Here is a 15915-nt window from a genome sequence, read left to right as displayed (position 1 = left end):
CTGCAAACGACCAACCCGCGGATCTGGGCGGCCGGTGATGTCGCTGGCGCCCCGCAGTATGTCTACTTCGCCGCCGCGCAGGGTGCGGTGATGGTCGACAACGCCTTTGACCAGGCTGGACGCACCATCGATGAGGCCCTGGTGCCCAGGGTCACGTTCACCTCGCCCGCGATCGCCGCGGTGGGGCTCACCGAAGCCCAAGCCAACGCGCGGGCGCAGGGCCAGCCGGGACTGGCGTGCGAATGCCGGGTCCTGCCCCTGGAGCAGGTGCCACGGGCGCTGGTGAACCGAGACACCCGCGGGGTGATCAAGCTCGTGGCCGAGCGCGTAAGCGGCCGGGTGCGTGGCGTCCACGTGGTGGCCGATGGTGCGGGCGATCTGATCCAGGCCGCCGTCTACGCGCTCGCGTGCGGCATGACCACAGACCAGATGGCCGAATCGTGGTCGCCGTTCCTCACCATGACTGAAGGAATCAGGCTCGCCGCGCTGAGTTTCACTCGCGATGTCTCCAAGCTCTCGTGCTGCGCCTCCTGACCACTCGGGCGCTAGCCCACTAGCCCACTAGATAGGAAGGACCCACACATGCTCAATCACACCCAGATCGACCAGCTCGTGCAAGGCGAGATGCAAGACAGCCAAGCCGGCCTGCCCCCCGCGCTGCAGGCGCTGCACCGCGCCACTTTGCGGCGGTGCTTGGACACCGGCGCCGCGCCAAGCGTGACCTGGCTGCGGCAGGCCGCTCAGGACCTCACGCTTGATCCCACCGACGCGATCACCCGCTTGGCGGAGGTGGACCTGGTCCATGTCGCTGGCGACGCGGTCATGGTCGCCTACCCCTTTTCTGGGCGCCGGACCGCGCACCGGGTGCGCCTGAGCGGCACGCCACCGCTGTATGCGATGTGCGCGGTCGATGCGCTTGGCATCCCGACCATGACCGGCCGTGATGGCGTCATCGCCTCCTCTGAGGGTGGTGAGGTCATCCGCATCGAACGGCGCGAAGGCGCATGGCTGTGGGAGCCGCCCAGCACCGTGCTGCTGTACGGCCGGATCGACCAGGACGGCCCGGCCTCGGCGTGTGCGTGCCCCCACATCAGGTTCTTTGCGAGCGCCGAGCAGGCGCAGGCCTACCTGACGGCCAACCCGGAGGTGCGCGGTCCGATCCTGGACCAGGACTCCGCGGTCGAGGTCGGCCGGCGCATCTTCGGTCCCCTGCTCAAGACCTGACGAAAGAAGAAGCAGCCTGCGTGACACGATATGGACCATCCCCATTCGATCTATGACAACGTCCGCACTCGCGTCATCGTGGTACATGAGGGGCAGCTGCTCCTGCACGGCGAAGGCGCCTACTCGATCCTGCCGGGCGGTGGGATCGAGCCGCACGAGTCGCTCGCGGATTGTGGCGAACGCGAGGTGCTTGAGGAAACCGGCCTGCGCGTGCGGGTGACCGGACTCGCATTCCTGCGCGAGTGGGTGGTGCCAGCGTATTGCCCTCCATTGGCGAACCAGGAGCACCGTCTGGAGGTAGCGAGACACCTCTATGGGATCGAGGTCTTCCTGACTGCCGACCTCATCGATGACGACACGACGGTGCGCCCCGGACCGGGTGAGAACCCAGCGTGGTGGGCGCCGCTCGAGGAGATCGACACGACGCCGCTGTACCCGCCGGAGCTGCGCGAGTGGGTACGCCTGCTGCTCGACGGCCGGCAGCCGCCTCGCGCGGTGCGGCCGTTTATCGCCACCCTCGAGGATCCGCTGCAACGCCCGCCCGCCGGCATCTTCGGGACGTGATCCGCGTCGCTGCCCGGGCGACGCGTCGAAGCCTCACTCCCCAGCATCTCGGAGGCGGCGCGCTTGCTCGGGCGAGCTGGACGCGCCTCCCGCCCGCGGGTGCGGGAGCAAGTGCCGCGAGCGCCTTCGTCCTCGTCTACCGTGCGCTGTGGCTATGCCGGGTGTGGCGTGGCCACTCAGATACGTGCTGGACGGCTGCCGTCGGTACGGCCGTCGCGTGGCTCCGACGGTGCGTGTGGCACGGTGCGTGTGGCGTGGGCGGCGCCGCTGTATCCGAGAAGGGGCATTCCGTTGACCGCCGACCGCGAAAAACCGCTCTAACGGAGATTCCGTTGACTTCCGCGAAAACCGGCCCCATGCCGCCTATCGTCCCAAGACTTCATTTAACGACAACAACGTCGACATTACCCTCACGGCGCTGTACTTCTACGCCAACGTCGTGGGCATGGCGCTGCAAGAGGAGGTCGACAACGGCGTCGCCGACCACCAGGTTCGCAATCTGGATTTCCTCAAGGAACGGTGGCAGCATCGGGTCCTGGAATCGTAGGACGCGTTCGGGCGCGCAGATATCAAGACCGAGCGCCGCCTGCAGCAGCGGGAACACCGCGGCCGCCGCCCAGGCTTGCGGTGCGCACGCCACCGGATACAACGTCGGGGCTGCCGACGGCCGCCGCGGGAAGCCGCAGAACAGCTCCGGCAGCCGGTGCGCGTCGACGAACAAACTGGCGTCGAACAACCCGGTCATCACCCGCAATGCGTCCGCCTTCCGCCCGTAGCGAGAGAGGCCGAGCGCGATGATGGCGTTGTCGTGTGGCCAGACCGACCCGTTGTGATACGACATTGGGTTGTAACGCGCCTGATCGGTAGCCAGCGTGCGGATTCCCCATCCCGAGAACATCGAGTCATCGAGCAGCGTCTCGGCCAGGCGGGAGGCGCGCTCCGGGCCCACCAGCCCCGTGAGGAGACAGTGACCGGCATTCGAGGCACGCAGCCGACACGGCCGCTTTTTCCCGTCCAGTGCGAGCGCGTAGGTGCCGAGCTCCTCCAACCAGAAGGTCGCTTCGAATTTCTCTCTGAGCATCCTCGCCTGCTGGGCGAGCTCCGCGGCACGGACATTGTCGCCCAGCATTGTCGCCAGCTTCGACGCACCGCACCAAGCACCGTAGACGTACGCCTGTACCTCGCACAACGCAATAGGAGGTTCCGCTGGCGTTCCGTCCTGGTGAAAGACCGAGTCGTGCGAGTCCTTCCAACCTTGCTGGATCAACCCATGGCTCGACTTGCGCCGATACTCCAGGAACAGATCCCCGTCCAGATCGCCGAACGTCTCGATCCACGCGAGCGCGCGCTGGACGCTCGGCCAGATTTGCTCGATGAACGGCCTGTCGGCCGTGCGCCGATGGTACTCAGCAGCCAGCAGCACGAAGAGCGGTGTCGTGTCGTGGCTGCCGTAATAGCGTCCGAAGGGGATCTCGCCGAGTGCCGCCATCTCTCCTTCACGTGTTTCGTGGAGAATCTTGCCCGGCTCGGCATCCTGTTCAGGCAGGGCCTCGGTGGCTTGAGTGGCGGCCAGATACCCCAACACACCGCGCGCCAACCCTGGGTTCAGCCAGAGGCACTCGAGCGCCGTGATGATGCCATCGCGGCCAAATGGGGTGCTGAACCAGGGCACGCCGGCATACGGGTACGGTCCAGCGGGCGTCTCGGTCAGCATCATCGACAGGTCGTCCAGACTCTGATTCAACCAATCGTTGAACTGCTCGTTCGAGGTGGAGAGACGACTGAAACCCGCACGGTATGCGCCGAGTGTATTGGACGCCTGCTCGAACGCCATGTCGAAAAAGCCAGCGCGGCCGGCATCGGCACCGGTTTCACAGCCAATGGCCAGATCGTAGCGGGTCTCCTCACCGGGCTTGAGCGCGATGTCCAGCCGAACATCGTTCGCCTCGATGGCTGCTGGCGCCGGCGTCACGGAGATGCGCGTGGTCCTCACCACGCGGTCTAGTCCCTCGTAGCTGAGTTGCAACTCGGCATCTGTCGTCATCGGCGCCCGTACCTGCCCCCGTCGCTCGCGCGACCTTCCACGGACCTCGAAGATGTCCGCGTAGTCCGCTTCGAAGTGGAGCAGGAGCGAGGTGCAGACAGGCTCGAGGCCGTAGTTCCGAACGGTTAGCCGCTCGTGGCAGACGCCGCCCCACAGCAACTTCGTTCGTGAGAGGTGCAGCGTCCCGCGTGGGATGCGCACGTGACGATCGGACGAGACGTCGGGGTTGGTCAGGTCGACGACGATGAGCGTGTTGTCCTGCTTGACGGCGGAGCTCAGGAATAGCGGGCGCTCGCGTTCCAGCCGGAGGAGCAGACAGGAAAGGAAGCGCGTCCCCTGATGGTAGATCCCCTCCTCGCCCAGTCCCACTGGCTTGATGTCACCGAAATCGTCGAACACGGCAAACGTATCGGCGTGCTTGAGGATGATGTGGTGGTAGTCAGCGAACGGCGAGCTGGCGAGAATATAGAACTCGTCGTCGATCTCGACGATGTCGCTGACCGGCAAGGGCTGGCGCGCCGTCTTTTCGGCGGGCTCATTCACGGACATGCCAAAACCCTTGAGGCGCCGATCTCAAGCTGCAAAGTCCCGGTTTCCCGGCAGGGTCGGCCGATTGGCTGCGCTGACAATCTCCCGAGCGTACCGCGGGACGCCTGCGGCGATCAGCACGGGTGACGGTGCCGGGGCAAGGACCTGATCGTAGATCTTCACGTAATCGCGCGCCATGCGGGCCGCTGTGTAGCGCTCCTCGAAGACGCGGCGGCACGCGGCGCGGCTCAGCTCCCGCACGTGGCCAACGGCGCACACCGCCTCGTCCACCGTGTCGACGATAAAACCGGTGACCCCGTCCACCATCACTTCTGGCACGGAGCCCTTGCGGCAGGCAATAACCGGTGTGCCACACGCCATCGCCTCGATCACGACCAGGCCGAACGGCTCACACCAATCGATGGGGAACAGCAGCGCGCGCGCGTGGCCCAGAAGCTCCCACTTGACCGACTCACCGATCTCACCGAGGTATTGCACGTGCGGCAGGACGAAGAGTGGCGCGATGTCGCGTTCGAAGTACTCGCGGTCCTGCTTATCGATCTTCGCCGCGATCTTGATGGGCATCTCAGCGCGACGCGCAATCTCGATGGCGCGGTCGACCCGCTTCTCGGGCGAAATTCGCCCCACGAACGCCAGGTAGTCGCCGGCACCCTGATAGAACGTGTGGCGGTCCTCTGGTAACCCGTGGTAAACGGTCCCCAGCCAGTTCGCACCGGGCAGTGCCGCACGCTGCGCGTCGGAGATCGAGATGACGCGCGTGTCGCTGAACTCTCGAAACAGCGGTTGGAGATCGGGGAGGTCGAGGCGGCCGTGCAGTGTGGTCACGCTAGGCACTGTCGAGCGCCGACTCAGGGAGAAGTACAGATAGTCGACATGCAGATGGATGATGTCGAATTCTTCGGCACGCTGAAACAGTTGCTCCAACATGAGGACGTGGTGCGCGAGCGGATCCAGGCACGATCCCGCCGACCGCAGCGCTTCTGGACAGCCGGGTACGAGCCGTGCCGTCGTCGCAGAATCACCACTGGCGAAGAGTGTAACCTCATGGCCTTGCTGCACGAGCTCTTCGGTCAGGTACGAGACCACTCGTTCCGTCCCTCCATACAACCTCGGAGGGACACTCTCATAAAGCGGAGAGACCTGAGCAATCCTCACACCACCTCCCTCGGCGATGGTTCGGAGCGATTACCCGCTCCGAACACGAAGATAACGCGAGACTCACAGCGGCGGCGAAAACAAGAAGGGCCGCTGGAGATCAAGCCGGCAAGAAGGCTGCCACCTACGACACCATCCTTATCTTAGATCGAGTCACGCCCATATCCATCGTACGGGCACCCACGCGCCCATGAGGAAATCTGCGCACAGGATAGGAACAATTCCGCAGCCGCGCTACCTCGCTGTTCGGCGTCCTCGCCACGCTGCTCGCGATGATGGGCCTTTACGGCGTGATGGCGTACACCGTGGCGCGGCGCACCCGCGAGATCGGCATCCGCATGGCGCTCGGCGCCGGCTCGCGCGACGTCGCCGCGATGATCCTGCGCCATGTGGCGGCGCTGGTCGGCGTCGGCGTCGCGATCGGGTTGGCCGCCGCGTGGGGGCTCGGCCGGTACGTCGGGAGTCAGCTCTTCGGGATCACCCCGACCGATCCGGCGACCATGGCCGCGGCGGTCGTGGTGCTGGCGAGCGTCGCCGCGCTGGCCGGCCTGATCCCGACACGCCGCGCCGCGGGCATCAATCCAATCCGCGCGCTGCGCCATGACTAGCGCCGGTGATCGATTACTCGTGTCGCACGGCGTCCATCGGATCGATCGACGCCGCGCGGCGCGCCGGAGCCAGGCACGCGATGACGTGCACCGAGCCACGGTTGTCGTGCGCTGTGTCTGTGGCCGTGGGCTCCCCCTGTCCTCACCTGCCAGTCGAGCAACGCATGCCCAGTCACTGGCTAGCCATGCCCCATGAACAACGCGCTGTCAGCGGGCAGCTCGCGTTTCGCCCGTTGCAGGTTTGCGAGCCACTGATCAGGGAAACCGTCGGCGAGGTACGCGTGCATGTGACTGTATACCAGATCGCCGGCACCTCGGGATCACGCCGCGCGCCTACCGGCACCGGTTCGCCGCAGCATAGACCACGATATGCATCAGACTTGTCCTTTCAAGCGTTGCGCGCGGCGGCGATAGGTTCCTGGAGGGACGCCGAACTCACGCGTGAACACTCGGCTGAACGCCTCTACGGACTCGTAGCCGGCGCGCTCCGCGATGCTCGATACCGCGAGTGTGTGCTGGCGAAGCAGCGCCGCACCCACGTGCATGCGCCAGCGCTTCAAGTAGGCCATTGGCGACACGCCGACCAGCGCGGTGAACTTCGCCGCGAAGGGCGAACGAGACATCCCGATGGCGGCGGCCAACGCGGGCACGGTCCATCGTCGTTCGGGTGACTGATGAATGAGGCCGAGCACGACGCCGATCCCCGGGTCGCGCAGCGCGCCCAACCATCCCGCCGAGCCTGACGGCTGTTCTCTCAGCCAGGTGCGGACCGCTTCCACGAACATGACGTCGATGAGCCTGGCGATGATCGTCTCGGCGCCCACTTCCGTCTGCTGCGTCTCGCGCCGGAGCAACCGGATCGTCGCGTCGAGCCACTCGTTGCCATGGCAGTCGTCTTTCGGCACGCGGATCCACTCCGGAAGCACGGCCAAGAACGACTGCACGTGCGGCCCCGCGAACTCGAACGACCCGCAAATCAGTCTGGTCTCCCGACCGCCGCCGCCGTAACGGAGCACCGCGCGGAGGCCGCCCTCGGAATCAGCGATGAGATCGGTCAGTGGAATCGGCGCCGTGTGCGGGTGATCGCTGAGCTGGTAGCCATGCCCTCTCGGCACCAGCAGCAAATCACCTTCCTCGATCGCGATTGCGTCCGCGCGCCCCTCGAGCCGAAGCCAGCACCGACCTTGCTCGATGACGTGGAAGTGCGAGAAGTCACCGGCCGCGAAGCCCAACGCCCACGGCGCCGAGAGCTCACACCGGCAGAAGACTCGGCCTCTCAATTTGAGCGAGTCCAGAACGTCCGCGAAGACGTCGGCGCCTCGCGTGTCCATCAGCACACCCATACGACCTCACGCACGCGAAGGAGGAATGGTCAAATCTTCAAGCGTTGCGGTCATAGATCCGCCACACGTCGCCGAACTATAACACCTGAGATGTCGTCCATATCGCTCTAACACCTCAACGGGACTGACGATGGCTCTCATTGCGTTGACTGTCAATGACACACGTCGCGTCGCCGACGTCGATCCGACCACGCCGCTGCTGTGGGTGCTCCGCGAGTCGTTCGGGCTGACGGGCACGAAGTTCGGCTGCGGCATCGCACAGTGCGGCGCGTGCACGGTGATCCTCGATGGCAACGCGGTGCGCTCCTGCGTGACGCCGATCGCGAGAGCCGAGGGCAAGCGCGTGACGACGATCGAAGGGCTCTCGCCGGATGCGACGCATCCTGTGCAGCAGGCCTGGCTCGCGGAACAGGTGGCGCAGTGCGGCTACTGTCAGTCGGGCCAGATCATGTCGGCGGTCGTGCTGTTGCGCGCGATCGTACGCCCGACCGACGCGGACATCGACGAGGCGATGGCCGGCAACATCTGCCGATGTGGAACCTATGCGCGGATTCGGCGAGCGGTGCATCGCGCTGCGCGCTCGATGGCGGGAGCGGCCGAATGAGAGCGCTCCTGCTCGCTGGCATCGTCGCCGTCGTCATCGCGTACGCGGCGGTTCAATCGGTGCGAGCGGCTGAACAGCAGCGTCAGCGTGCCGCGCGCGCGTTCGAGCCGATCGCCACCGTGTTGTCGAGCGCGCGCTGTGCGAACTGCCATATCTCCGGCGCCGCGCCGCTGCAGGGAGACGATGGCCGGCCGCACACGATGCTCGTTCGACGCGGCCTCGACGGTCGCGGCACGCCCGTCATGCGGTGCACGAACTGCCATCAGGACGTGAGCGCGCCAGTGCTGCACGCGCCTCCAGGCGCGCCGGACTGGCGTTTGCCGCCGCCATCGACGCCAATGGCCTGGAAGGGATTGAGCGTGGGCGATCTGTGCCGACGGCTGATCGACCCCTCGCAGAACGGCAACCGAAGGGCGCAGGATCTGCTCGAGCATCTCCGCCACGATCCGCTCGTGCTGTCGGGCTGGAGCCCAGGGCCGGGACGCACGCTGCCGCCGGTCTCGCACGACGCGTTCGTCAAGGCGTTCGCGACGTGGATCGATTTGGGCGCGGTGTGTCCGGAATAGGCACGGCAAATGGCAATTCAACTCGATCTCGATGACATGACGGTGTCGAGCCGCCGGCAGTTCATGATCTCCAGCACGCTGGCCGCCGGGGGACTGCTGCTGCACGGCGTGCTCGTAGAGCCCGCGGCTGCAGCCGGCGCGCAGGTCGCGCAGGCGCAACGAGAGACGACGCTGAGCGCGTGGCTGAAGATCTCCACGGATAACATGATCACGATCGTCTCGTCTCAAGCCGAGATGGGGCAGGGCATTCAGACGACGCTGCCGGCCGCATTGGCAGACGAGCTGGGAGCCGATTGGAGTCGTGTCCGTCTGGAGAACGCTCCAGTCGCTCCCGCGTATCGCAATCCACGTATCAATTGGCAGTTCACGGGCAACAGCGAGAGCACCACTGCGTTCTTCGACCTCATGCGCGAGATGGGCGCCGCAGGCCGGGAGATGCTCATCGCCGCGGCGGCGGCCCGATGGAGCGTCGATCCAGGGACGTGTCGAGCCGAACAAAGTCACGTGATTCATTCGTCGACCGGTCGGCGCCTGAGCTTTGGCGAGCTCGCGGAGGCCGCCGCAACGCTGAAGCGTCCTGAGAAACCGCGGCTCAAGAGCCCGAGCGAATGGACGCTGATCGGCACGGCACTTCCGCGCATCGAGAGCACGGCCAAGGTAAACGGCAGTGCGATCTACGGTATGGACGTCACGGTCCCCGGCATGGTCTACGCCGCGGTGAAGACGAGCCCCGTCTTCGGTGGAACGGTGACGAAATACGACCGTGAGTCGATCCGCCAATTCCCGGGTGTGATGGATGTCGTCGCGATCCCCAACGGCGTCGCCGTCGTCGCGCGAAGCTACTGGCAGGCGCGGACGGCGCTCGACGCGCTCCACGTCGAGTTCGATGATCGTGCCAACGCCTCGCTGAGCAGCGAGACGGTGCGCGGGCAGTATCAGGCCGCGCTCGCCGGCGACTCGTGGCATACGCCGCACGTCACTGGCGATCGAGATGCGCTCACGAGGGGCTTTGCGACGACAATCTCGCACGACTACGAGTCCCAGTTCCTCGCGCACGCGACGATGGAGCCCATGAACTGCACGGCATCCGTCACCGCCGACGCGTGCGACGTCTGGGCGCCGACGCAAGGGCAGGAGCTTACGCAGATCGTCGTCTCGCAATTGCTCGGGATCCCGAAGGAGAAGATTGCGATTCATCGAACGCTGCTCGGCGGCGGGTTCGGGCGGCGGCTCGTCGCTGACTTCGTCGTGCACGCCGTCGTGGCATCCAAGGCCGTCGCCGCGCCGGTGAAGGTCATCTGGTCGCGCGAGGAGGACATGCAGCACGACATCTATCGCCCGGCCGTCGCGCATCGCATCACCGCGGGCATCGACGCGCGCGGCCGCGTGCAGGCGATCGCGCACAAGCTGGTGTCGCCGTCGATCCTCCAGTTCGTGTATCCGCCTGCGGTTACCGACACGTACGATCCGAGCTGCTGCGAAGGCGTGATCGAGACGCGTTACCGGATTCCGAACGTCCGGGTGGACTTCAAGCTGTTGAAGATCGGCGTCCCGACGTCGGTGCTGCGTACGACCGGATTCGGGCCGAACGTGTTCGCGTTGGAGAGCTTCATCGACGAGCTGGCGCATGCGAAGGGGCAGGATCCGTATCAGTATCGCCGTGAGCTGCTGGGCGACGATGCGCGCGCACGGGGCGTGCTCGACATGGCGGCGGAGAAATCGGGCTGGACGAGCGGCGCGCAACCCGGCCGCTATCGCGGCATCGCGTTCTGCGAAGCCTTTCGAACGCTGACGGCGCACGTGGTGGAGATCTCGGTGGCGCAGCAAGGCGTCATCAAGATCCATCGAGTCACATGTGTTGCGGATCCCGGCACCGTCCTCGATCCTGGCATCTCCGCAAACTCGCTCGAGGGCGGTGTGGCATGGGGGCTGTCGTGCGCGTTTCTGTCCCAGACCACGTTCGCGCGCGGACGCACCATGGAGAGCAACTGGCACGACTATCGGGTGTTTCGCATGCCCGAGATGCCTCCCGTGGACGTTCACTTCGTCGACAGCGGCGCGCGGCCGCTGGGCGGCATCGGCGAAGTGGGGCCCGTCACGGTGATCCCCGCGCTGACCAACGCGATCTTCCAGGCCACGGGCCAACGCTACCGCTCGCTTCCCCTGTCACGCCACGGGCTGAGCATCGGATGATCCCGCGCACGCCATCAGGAGGGCCATCAAGGTTCCCTCGCATGCTGTCGTGTGCCCTGGCCGTGACGTACGCTCTGGATCACCGGCTCGAACACGCCGAGCACCATGTCCTGGCGAAGGCGCCGGACGAACTCCTTCAGGCCACCCTCGGGCAAGCGGCTGGTCGGGTTCGGGGATTGCTGTCCTCGCCGTCGCGTGTTGCGCCGGGTTGCCGATCATCGCGAGGCTCGTCGGCGTGGCGATGGGAGCCGTGCTCGACGTGGGCGCGAGCGTGATCGTCCTGCTGCCCTGCCCCACGGGTGTTTTTCTCCTTGGACTCTGGAGTCGACTCCACGAGGTATCGTGAGGGGTGAAGGGGTGGTGGCGAGGAGTGGCGACGATCGTCGTGCTCGTACTGGCCGCGCTTCGTTACTACGCTGGTGGGTTTCTCTGAGCTCGAGGAGGTTTCCATGCGTGTGATACTCGCGGTCATCGCAGCGGTCGGACTCGCCCTGGGGTTCATCTTCTGGGCGTTCGGCCCCAGGGCCGAGGGCACGCAGCAGGCCGAGCCGCAGGCCGAACAAGCACAGCCGCAGGCCGATCAGGTCAGCGTGCTCCGGATTGAAGGAATGACCTGCGGCGGCTGTGCGGCAGCCGTGAAGATGGCTGCAAAGGGTGTCGACGGGGTCAAGGACGCCGTCGTGAGCTTGGAAGCGAATACAGCGGACGTCACCTACGACGCGTCGAAGACCACAGCTGACGCTATCGCGCGCGCGGTGTCGGAGAAGTCGGGATTCACGGCGACGGTCGCCACGCAGTCGACCTCCGAACGATGAAGGACACGATGATGGCGCAGACGGAGTGGATGCTGAAGATCGTGGAGCTGACCTGGAAAGGTTGCACGACAACGATCGACCGCGCGCACGCGGTGCAAGCGGGTGACTGACATGCAGAACTGGACGTTGATCCGCACGGGCACGGTCGGCGCCGTCGTCGCTGCGCTCTGCTGCTTCACGCCGCTGCTCGTCGTGGTCTTGCCAGCAATTGGCCTCGGGGCCTGGCTCGCCGGGGCGGACTATGTGTTCTTCCCGCTTCTGGTTGTTAGCCTCGGCGTTGTGGCGCTCGGCCTCTATCGCCGACGCGCCAGCGCCAGTGCCGGCGGTGAATCAGAGACTTCCGACCGTGACGCGACAACGAAAGGCTTGAAACGATGAGTGACTGCTGCGCGGACCACCACGACAAGCGGAGCGGTTCGTACGACCTCGCTGTGATCGGCGCTGGATCGGCCGGTTTCTCGGCCGCGATCACGGCTGCCGAGCAAGGCGCGCATGTTGCACTCACCGGCCGTGGAACCATCGGCGGCACGTGCGTCAACACCGGCTGCGTGCCATCGAAGACCCTCATCCGCGCGGCGGAAACCCTTCACCAGGCCAAGGCGGCGTCACGATTCAACGGCATCGCCGGCGAGGCGCGGGTCACGGATTGGCGCGCTGTGCTGCGGCACAAGGACGCGCTGGTGAGTATCTCACGACGGTTGAAGGCCTGAAGTTGGCGGCGCAAACCTTTACGGGGGACGTTGGGAAGCTGTCGTGCTGCGCGTAGGTCGTGTCTGAGTGAGCCGCAAGGCGACATCGCGTGACCTGCACGCTGTAACCGGCCAGCTGCGGCACAGATCAGCATATCTGTCGTTGGCATCGCCATTTTGGCGTCAATGTAGCCGATGCGCCCGTTGATGCCGAATGCGCGTGGTGGGTTGAGGCGTTTCGGTCAGCAGCAACCGGCCCTCTTCCGTGCATTCTGCTTTGAGGGCTCCTCTTTCGAGGCCTCTCCTTTCGGTCCTTTCGGCACGCGAGCCTTGAAGCCGGAATTATCCGTGATGGCCTTGGCGATCGTGTCGGGGTCTGTCTTCGATGAATCGTAGGTGACCTCCGCGATTATTTCAGCTATCCTCAAGAGTCCGATCAGTTCTTCAGTGCAACTCCGCGGTCACCGGGCACGGTTCCCCGCCGTGCCGGCGCAAACCCTCGTTGCACTGCTGGATATAACCCTGCAGCGGCCGACGAAATTCCCGAAGCTCCATTAACCGTGCGTCCAGTTCCTGCAGCTTCGCGACGAGCAATTCCCGAACGCGGCCGCAATGGCTACGGCCGCCGCGGTCAAGATGGCGCAGAACCTCGCGGATCTCGTCGAGGCTGAGCCCCAGCACCTGGGCCTGCTTGATGAAGCGCAGGCGCACGAGCGTCGTCGCCGCAGGGTACATTCGCAAGCCGCCTGAGGTCCGCGGCGTCGTCGGGAGAAGCCTGTGCCGCGCGTAATAGCGCAGCGTGTCGGGTGTCATGCCGCTCGGTTCGGCTAGCTGTCCGATGCGGAACATCTCGAGAGACGCGGGCTGCTCCTCTCGCCTTCCGCCGCCAAAATCAATTATGCGCCCTGGAGTCGGCTCCAGAGTCAAGCGGTTTTCCTTCATGGCGATTCAGCGTGATGACGGAGCCACAGTGGCGGCCATCACGCCCTCCTGATGAGCCACACCGTCGCTTCCGCCGAGTGCGTGGAAACCGCTTGGTGACGACGCCTTTCACTCTCGCGCATACTGTGTCGAGCGCGGCAACACCACCAAAAACAGCACACAGCCCACGCAGAGAGAGGAACGCGCCATCAATCGATGACCACAGATTCAGGATCGGCGTGTGGCTCGTAGTAGAGGCCCTCAAAGAGATCAATGACCCAATGGCCCGTACCCTGTGAAGAGACCGAGCACGAGCAGGCCAGCTCCCCCGCGAACAAACTTCAGGCCGAGATTCTCGAATGTACGCATCGTCGACTCCAGGCTGTGTGGACGCGTTCAGGGCCGTCGGATGGGAGTGCGCTGCCCAACAGGCGCACACTCGGTGGGCGCCCACCCACAACTGAGTAGTCGTTACAGCACGCCCGTCTCGAGCGCTTTCAAGACCGCGCGCGTGCGATCGCGCACGCCTATCTTTGACAGAATGACCGAGACGTAGTTCTTCACCGTGCCTTCTGCGATGCCCAGCGCCTCCGCGATTTCCCGATTGCTGTGACCGAGCGCCATGAGACGCAGGATTTCCAGCTCGCGACCACTGAGCGGGTCCGGGGATGGGAGACTCGGAAAGTCACATTGCACGGGCGGGCGATTCTGCAGGAGTCGCTCAGTGACGACCGGTTGCACGAGGGTGCCCCCGCTCGAGAGCGTCCGAATCGTCCTCGTCAATTGCTCGAGCGAGACGTCCTTGAGCAGAAAGCCCTTCGCGCCGGCCCGGAGGCCGCCGATCACGAGATGGTCCTCGTCGAATGTCGTCAGGACGAGTGTGGACGGTAACGCGTTCGCCTGGCGCAGCGCGTTCAGAACTTCGAGCCCACTGCGCTTGGGCATGTACATGTCCAGGAGGACGACGTCCGGTTTGACCCGCGGGATCAGGTCGAGCGCCTCCTCGCCGTCCTGCGCTTCTGCCACGACCTCGATGTCGTCGACGAGCCCGAGCAGTGTCTGGATGCCCTGTCGCACCAGCGTCTGGTCCTCGACCACGCAGACCCGGATCATGCGGAGCCTCCAGAAACGGGGATCCAGACACTGACGTGAAACCCACGGGCTGGCTGCGATTGGACCTCCAGTCGTCCGCCGACCAGCTCCAGACGCTCCCGCATCCCCGTCAGCCCGTGTCCCAGACGGATCTCCCGCGTGCCGCGACCATCGTCTCGGGTCCGCAAGGTCATCTCACCGTTCGACGTCAGAAGCTCGACCCAAAGGTTAGTGGCATGGGCGTGGCGGATCGTGGGTGCCTCACCGGCCTATCTCACAGATGTCTTTCGCCGAGTCGAAGGGGTCCCGTTGCACGGTTATCTCACGCAGTTGCGGCTGGCCCGAGCTCTTGTCGAGCTCCCCCATGCCGCCGAGCTGCTATCCGTCCTCTCGCTCGGCTGCCAAAGGTCCTCAGCGGACGTGATCCACGGAGTCATCCAGACTGTCTGTCGAGTGCGACCTCGTCTCGCGCAAGCGCTCGGCAGAACTCCGCCGTCGCATCATCGGCCGGAAACGCGCATTCGATACGGAGGTCGTCGAGGGTCACGTCGCGCGGCGTGGCGAAAGCGGTAATCGTCGAGAAGAAGCGCAAATCCAGACTCGCCTTCCGAAACGCCACCGTGAGGAGAGGCGTCGGCGTCACCCCAAGCTCGCGCGTGCGCCACCGCGGCGGCACCTCGGGATAACGAAGAACCTCTTCCAGTAGCCCGCGCGTGCTGGTACGCGCTGCTGCGTCCGATCGCCGACCTCGCCGCGCAGACGCACCTCGGCGATCGCATCCTCGAGGCGTACACCACCCACGAACGTGGGGAGGCCTCCGACGAGTAGCGCCCTCCACGGCACGCGACTGCCCGCCGAATCTGTCGCCAGAGTCGTCATTCGCACGCGCGTCCCAAGGCGCGCGTGCCTTCTTTCCGCCGGCGCTTCGGCCACACCACCGGAGTGTTCAGCAAGGGGGATTCCGATGATGCTGCGCGAGCTCGTCCTCAGTTACCGACCCGTCCGCGATGCCGACGACCGACCGATGTGCCTCGGCGTCCAAGCTGTCCTCGAGCCGGCCGACGCCGTACGGTTCCTGGTACCGCTGCTCGCTGCCAAACCGCACGAGGTCATTGGTGGCTTGTACGTGAACACCAGACGCCACGTGCTCGGCTGGCGCCTGCTCGCGCGGGGCACACTTGACACGGCCATCCTGACGCCCCGCGAGGCACTGCAGCCGGCGCTCCTCGTGAATGCGAGCGCCTTCCTCATTGCCCACTCCCACCCGAGTGGCGTCTGCGACCCAAGTTCACACGACATTGCGCTGACCCGCCGACTCAAGCAGGCGGCCGCGCTGTTCGAAATCGATCTCTTCGACCATCTGGTCATCGGCGTCGATGGTCAATGGTCAAGCCTTCGGAACTTGGGATTCCTCTGACCCTCCACTCCGCCCTGTCCCCCTGCAACGAGGGGGGACAGGGTCCTGCCTTCTCGACCTGTCACACCCCAACTCACCTCGACCCGCTACGCTGAGCACACCTGTTCTCGACGTTTTTCCTGCTGCAATAG

At 65.3% G+C, this 15915-nt stretch carries 18 protein-coding genes; 11 read left to right on the top strand and 7 right to left on the bottom strand.

All coding sequences use genetic code 11. The annotated features are described in order from the left end of the window. The 3 genes from GEV06_25195 to GEV06_25185 all read left to right on the top strand — a co-directional run. The coding region (locus GEV06_25195; protein MPZ21166.1) for a mercuric reductase at positions 1-534 on the top strand (534 nt) is incomplete at its 5' end. Between the two features lie 48 nt (positions 535-582). Then, complete coding sequence (locus GEV06_25190; GenBank protein ID MPZ21165.1) at positions 583-1224, top strand: hypothetical protein; 642 nt, start codon at positions 583-585, stop codon at positions 1222-1224. A gap of 30 nt (positions 1225-1254) precedes the next feature. Then, on the top strand, positions 1255-1788 hold the full coding sequence (locus GEV06_25185; protein MPZ21164.1) for an NUDIX domain-containing protein: 534 nt from the start codon (positions 1255-1257) through the stop codon (positions 1786-1788). Between the two features lie 379 nt (positions 1789-2167). Here the strand turns inward: GEV06_25185 and GEV06_25180 are convergent, their stop codons facing one another. Continuing rightward, positions 2168-4339 (bottom strand): amylo-alpha-1,6-glucosidase, encoded by a 2172-nt coding sequence (locus GEV06_25180; protein MPZ21163.1) that lies wholly within the window; start codon positions 4337-4339, stop codon positions 2168-2170. 66 nt (positions 4340-4405) lie between these two features. After that, the gene (locus GEV06_25175; GenBank protein MPZ21162.1) at positions 4406-5536 is read right to left on the bottom strand and encodes a glycosyltransferase; all 1131 of its coding nucleotides are present in this window, start codon (positions 5534-5536) and stop codon (positions 4406-4408) included. A gap of 272 nt (positions 5537-5808) precedes the next feature. Between GEV06_25175 and GEV06_25170 the strand changes: the two genes are divergently transcribed. Continuing rightward, positions 5809-6144, top strand: coding sequence for an FtsX-like permease family protein (locus GEV06_25170; GenBank protein ID MPZ21161.1), 336 nt, complete (start codon positions 5809-5811; stop codon positions 6142-6144). Positions 6145-6518: 374 nt separating this feature from the next. Here the strand turns inward: GEV06_25170 and GEV06_25165 are convergent, their stop codons facing one another. Further along, the gene (locus GEV06_25165; protein ID MPZ21160.1) at positions 6519-7487 is read right to left on the bottom strand and encodes a helix-turn-helix domain-containing protein; all 969 of its coding nucleotides are present in this window, start codon (positions 7485-7487) and stop codon (positions 6519-6521) included. A 130-nt stretch (positions 7488-7617) separates the two neighbouring features. Between GEV06_25165 and GEV06_25160 the strand changes: the two genes are divergently transcribed. The 6 genes from GEV06_25160 to GEV06_25135 all read left to right on the top strand — a co-directional run bounded on the left by GEV06_25160 (position 7618) and on the right by GEV06_25135 (position 12375). Further along, positions 7618-8091 carry a 2Fe-2S iron-sulfur cluster binding domain-containing protein gene (locus GEV06_25160; protein ID MPZ21159.1) on the top strand — a complete coding sequence of 158 codons (474 nt, stop codon included), beginning with the start codon at positions 7618-7620 and terminating at the stop codon, positions 8089-8091. Further along, positions 8088-8657 (top strand): hypothetical protein, encoded by a 570-nt coding sequence (locus GEV06_25155; protein MPZ21158.1) that lies wholly within the window; start codon positions 8088-8090, stop codon positions 8655-8657. Before GEV06_25160 ends, GEV06_25155 begins: the two co-directional genes overlap by 4 nt. A 9-nt stretch (positions 8658-8666) precedes the next feature. After that, positions 8667-10850, top strand: coding sequence for a molybdopterin-dependent oxidoreductase (locus GEV06_25150; GenBank protein ID MPZ21157.1), 2184 nt, complete (start codon positions 8667-8669; stop codon positions 10848-10850). Between the two features lie 449 nt (positions 10851-11299). Continuing rightward, positions 11300-11665, top strand: coding sequence for a hypothetical protein (locus GEV06_25145; protein MPZ21156.1), 366 nt, complete (start codon positions 11300-11302; stop codon positions 11663-11665). Between the two features lie 111 nt (positions 11666-11776). Next, entirely contained in the window at positions 11777-12043 is a 267-nt protein-coding gene (merF, locus tag GEV06_25140) for a mercury resistance system transport protein MerF (GenBank protein ID MPZ21155.1), read from the top strand. Further along, positions 12040-12375 (top strand): FAD-dependent oxidoreductase, encoded by a 336-nt coding sequence (locus GEV06_25135; GenBank protein MPZ21154.1) that lies wholly within the window; start codon positions 12040-12042, stop codon positions 12373-12375. The genes merF and GEV06_25135 overlap by 4 nt, the downstream gene beginning before the upstream one ends. Positions 12376-12798: 423 nt before the next feature. Here GEV06_25135 and GEV06_25130 read toward each other — a convergent pair whose 3' ends face one another. The 4 genes from GEV06_25130 to GEV06_25115 all read right to left on the bottom strand — a co-directional run bounded on the left by GEV06_25130 (position 12799) and on the right by GEV06_25115 (position 15252). Beyond that, positions 12799-13296, bottom strand: coding sequence for a MerR family DNA-binding protein (locus GEV06_25130; protein ID MPZ21153.1), 498 nt, complete (start codon positions 13294-13296; stop codon positions 12799-12801). A gap of 450 nt (positions 13297-13746) precedes the next feature. After that, entirely contained in the window at positions 13747-14388 is a 642-nt protein-coding gene (locus tag GEV06_25125) for a response regulator (protein ID MPZ21152.1), read from the bottom strand. Positions 14389-14800: 412 nt separating this feature from the next. Further along, positions 14801-15010: a hypothetical protein gene (locus GEV06_25120; GenBank protein ID MPZ21151.1), complete on the bottom strand. Its 210-nt coding sequence runs from the start codon at positions 15008-15010 to the stop codon at positions 14801-14803. Continuing rightward, on the bottom strand, positions 15007-15252 hold the full coding sequence (locus tag GEV06_25115; GenBank protein ID MPZ21150.1) for a hypothetical protein: 246 nt from the start codon (positions 15250-15252) through the stop codon (positions 15007-15009). The genes GEV06_25120 and GEV06_25115 overlap by 4 nt, the downstream gene beginning before the upstream one ends. A 79-nt stretch (positions 15253-15331) precedes the next feature. On the opposite strand from GEV06_25115, the gene GEV06_25110 reads away from it, so the two are divergent. Further along, positions 15332-15784, top strand: a complete 453-nt coding sequence (locus GEV06_25110; GenBank protein MPZ21149.1) for a hypothetical protein — start codon at positions 15332-15334, stop codon at positions 15782-15784. The last annotated feature ends 131 nt before the right edge of the window (positions 15785-15915 follow it).

Origin of the sequence: Luteitalea sp., from assembly GCA_009377605.1 — a bacterium.
GTDB lineage: Bacteria > Acidobacteriota > Vicinamibacteria > Vicinamibacterales > Vicinamibacteraceae > WHTT01.
This window is presented reverse-complemented; position numbering and strand designations above follow the sequence as displayed.

Excerpts from the sequence above, each read along its gene's own strand:
- GEV06_25190 (MPZ21165.1), top strand. The coding sequence starts at position 583 with ATGCTCAATCACACCCAGATCGACCAGCTCGTGCAAGGCGAGATGCAA.
- GEV06_25185 (MPZ21164.1), top strand. The coding sequence starts at position 1,255 with ATGGACCATCCCCATTCGATCTATGACAACGTCCGCACTCGCGTCATC.
- GEV06_25170 (MPZ21161.1), top strand. The coding sequence starts at position 5,809 with ATGATGGGCCTTTACGGCGTGATGGCGTACACCGTGGCGCGGCGCACC.
- GEV06_25165 (MPZ21160.1), bottom strand. The coding sequence starts at position 7,487 with ATGGGTGTGCTGATGGACACGCGAGGCGCCGACGTCTTCGCGGACGTT.
- GEV06_25160 (MPZ21159.1), top strand. The coding sequence starts at position 7,618 with ATGGCTCTCATTGCGTTGACTGTCAATGACACACGTCGCGTCGCCGAC.
- GEV06_25155 (MPZ21158.1), top strand. The coding sequence starts at position 8,088 with ATGAGAGCGCTCCTGCTCGCTGGCATCGTCGCCGTCGTCATCGCGTAC.
- GEV06_25150 (MPZ21157.1), top strand. The coding sequence starts at position 8,667 with ATGGCAATTCAACTCGATCTCGATGACATGACGGTGTCGAGCCGCCGG.
- GEV06_25145 (MPZ21156.1), top strand. The coding sequence starts at position 11,300 with ATGCGTGTGATACTCGCGGTCATCGCAGCGGTCGGACTCGCCCTGGGG.
- merF (MPZ21155.1), top strand. The coding sequence starts at position 11,777 with ATGCAGAACTGGACGTTGATCCGCACGGGCACGGTCGGCGCCGTCGTC.
- GEV06_25135 (MPZ21154.1), top strand. The coding sequence starts at position 12,040 with ATGAGTGACTGCTGCGCGGACCACCACGACAAGCGGAGCGGTTCGTAC.
- GEV06_25130 (MPZ21153.1), bottom strand. The coding sequence starts at position 13,296 with ATGAAGGAAAACCGCTTGACTCTGGAGCCGACTCCAGGGCGCATAATT.
- GEV06_25125 (MPZ21152.1), bottom strand. The coding sequence starts at position 14,388 with ATGATCCGGGTCTGCGTGGTCGAGGACCAGACGCTGGTGCGACAGGGC.
- GEV06_25110 (MPZ21149.1), top strand. The coding sequence starts at position 15,332 with ATGATGCTGCGCGAGCTCGTCCTCAGTTACCGACCCGTCCGCGATGCC.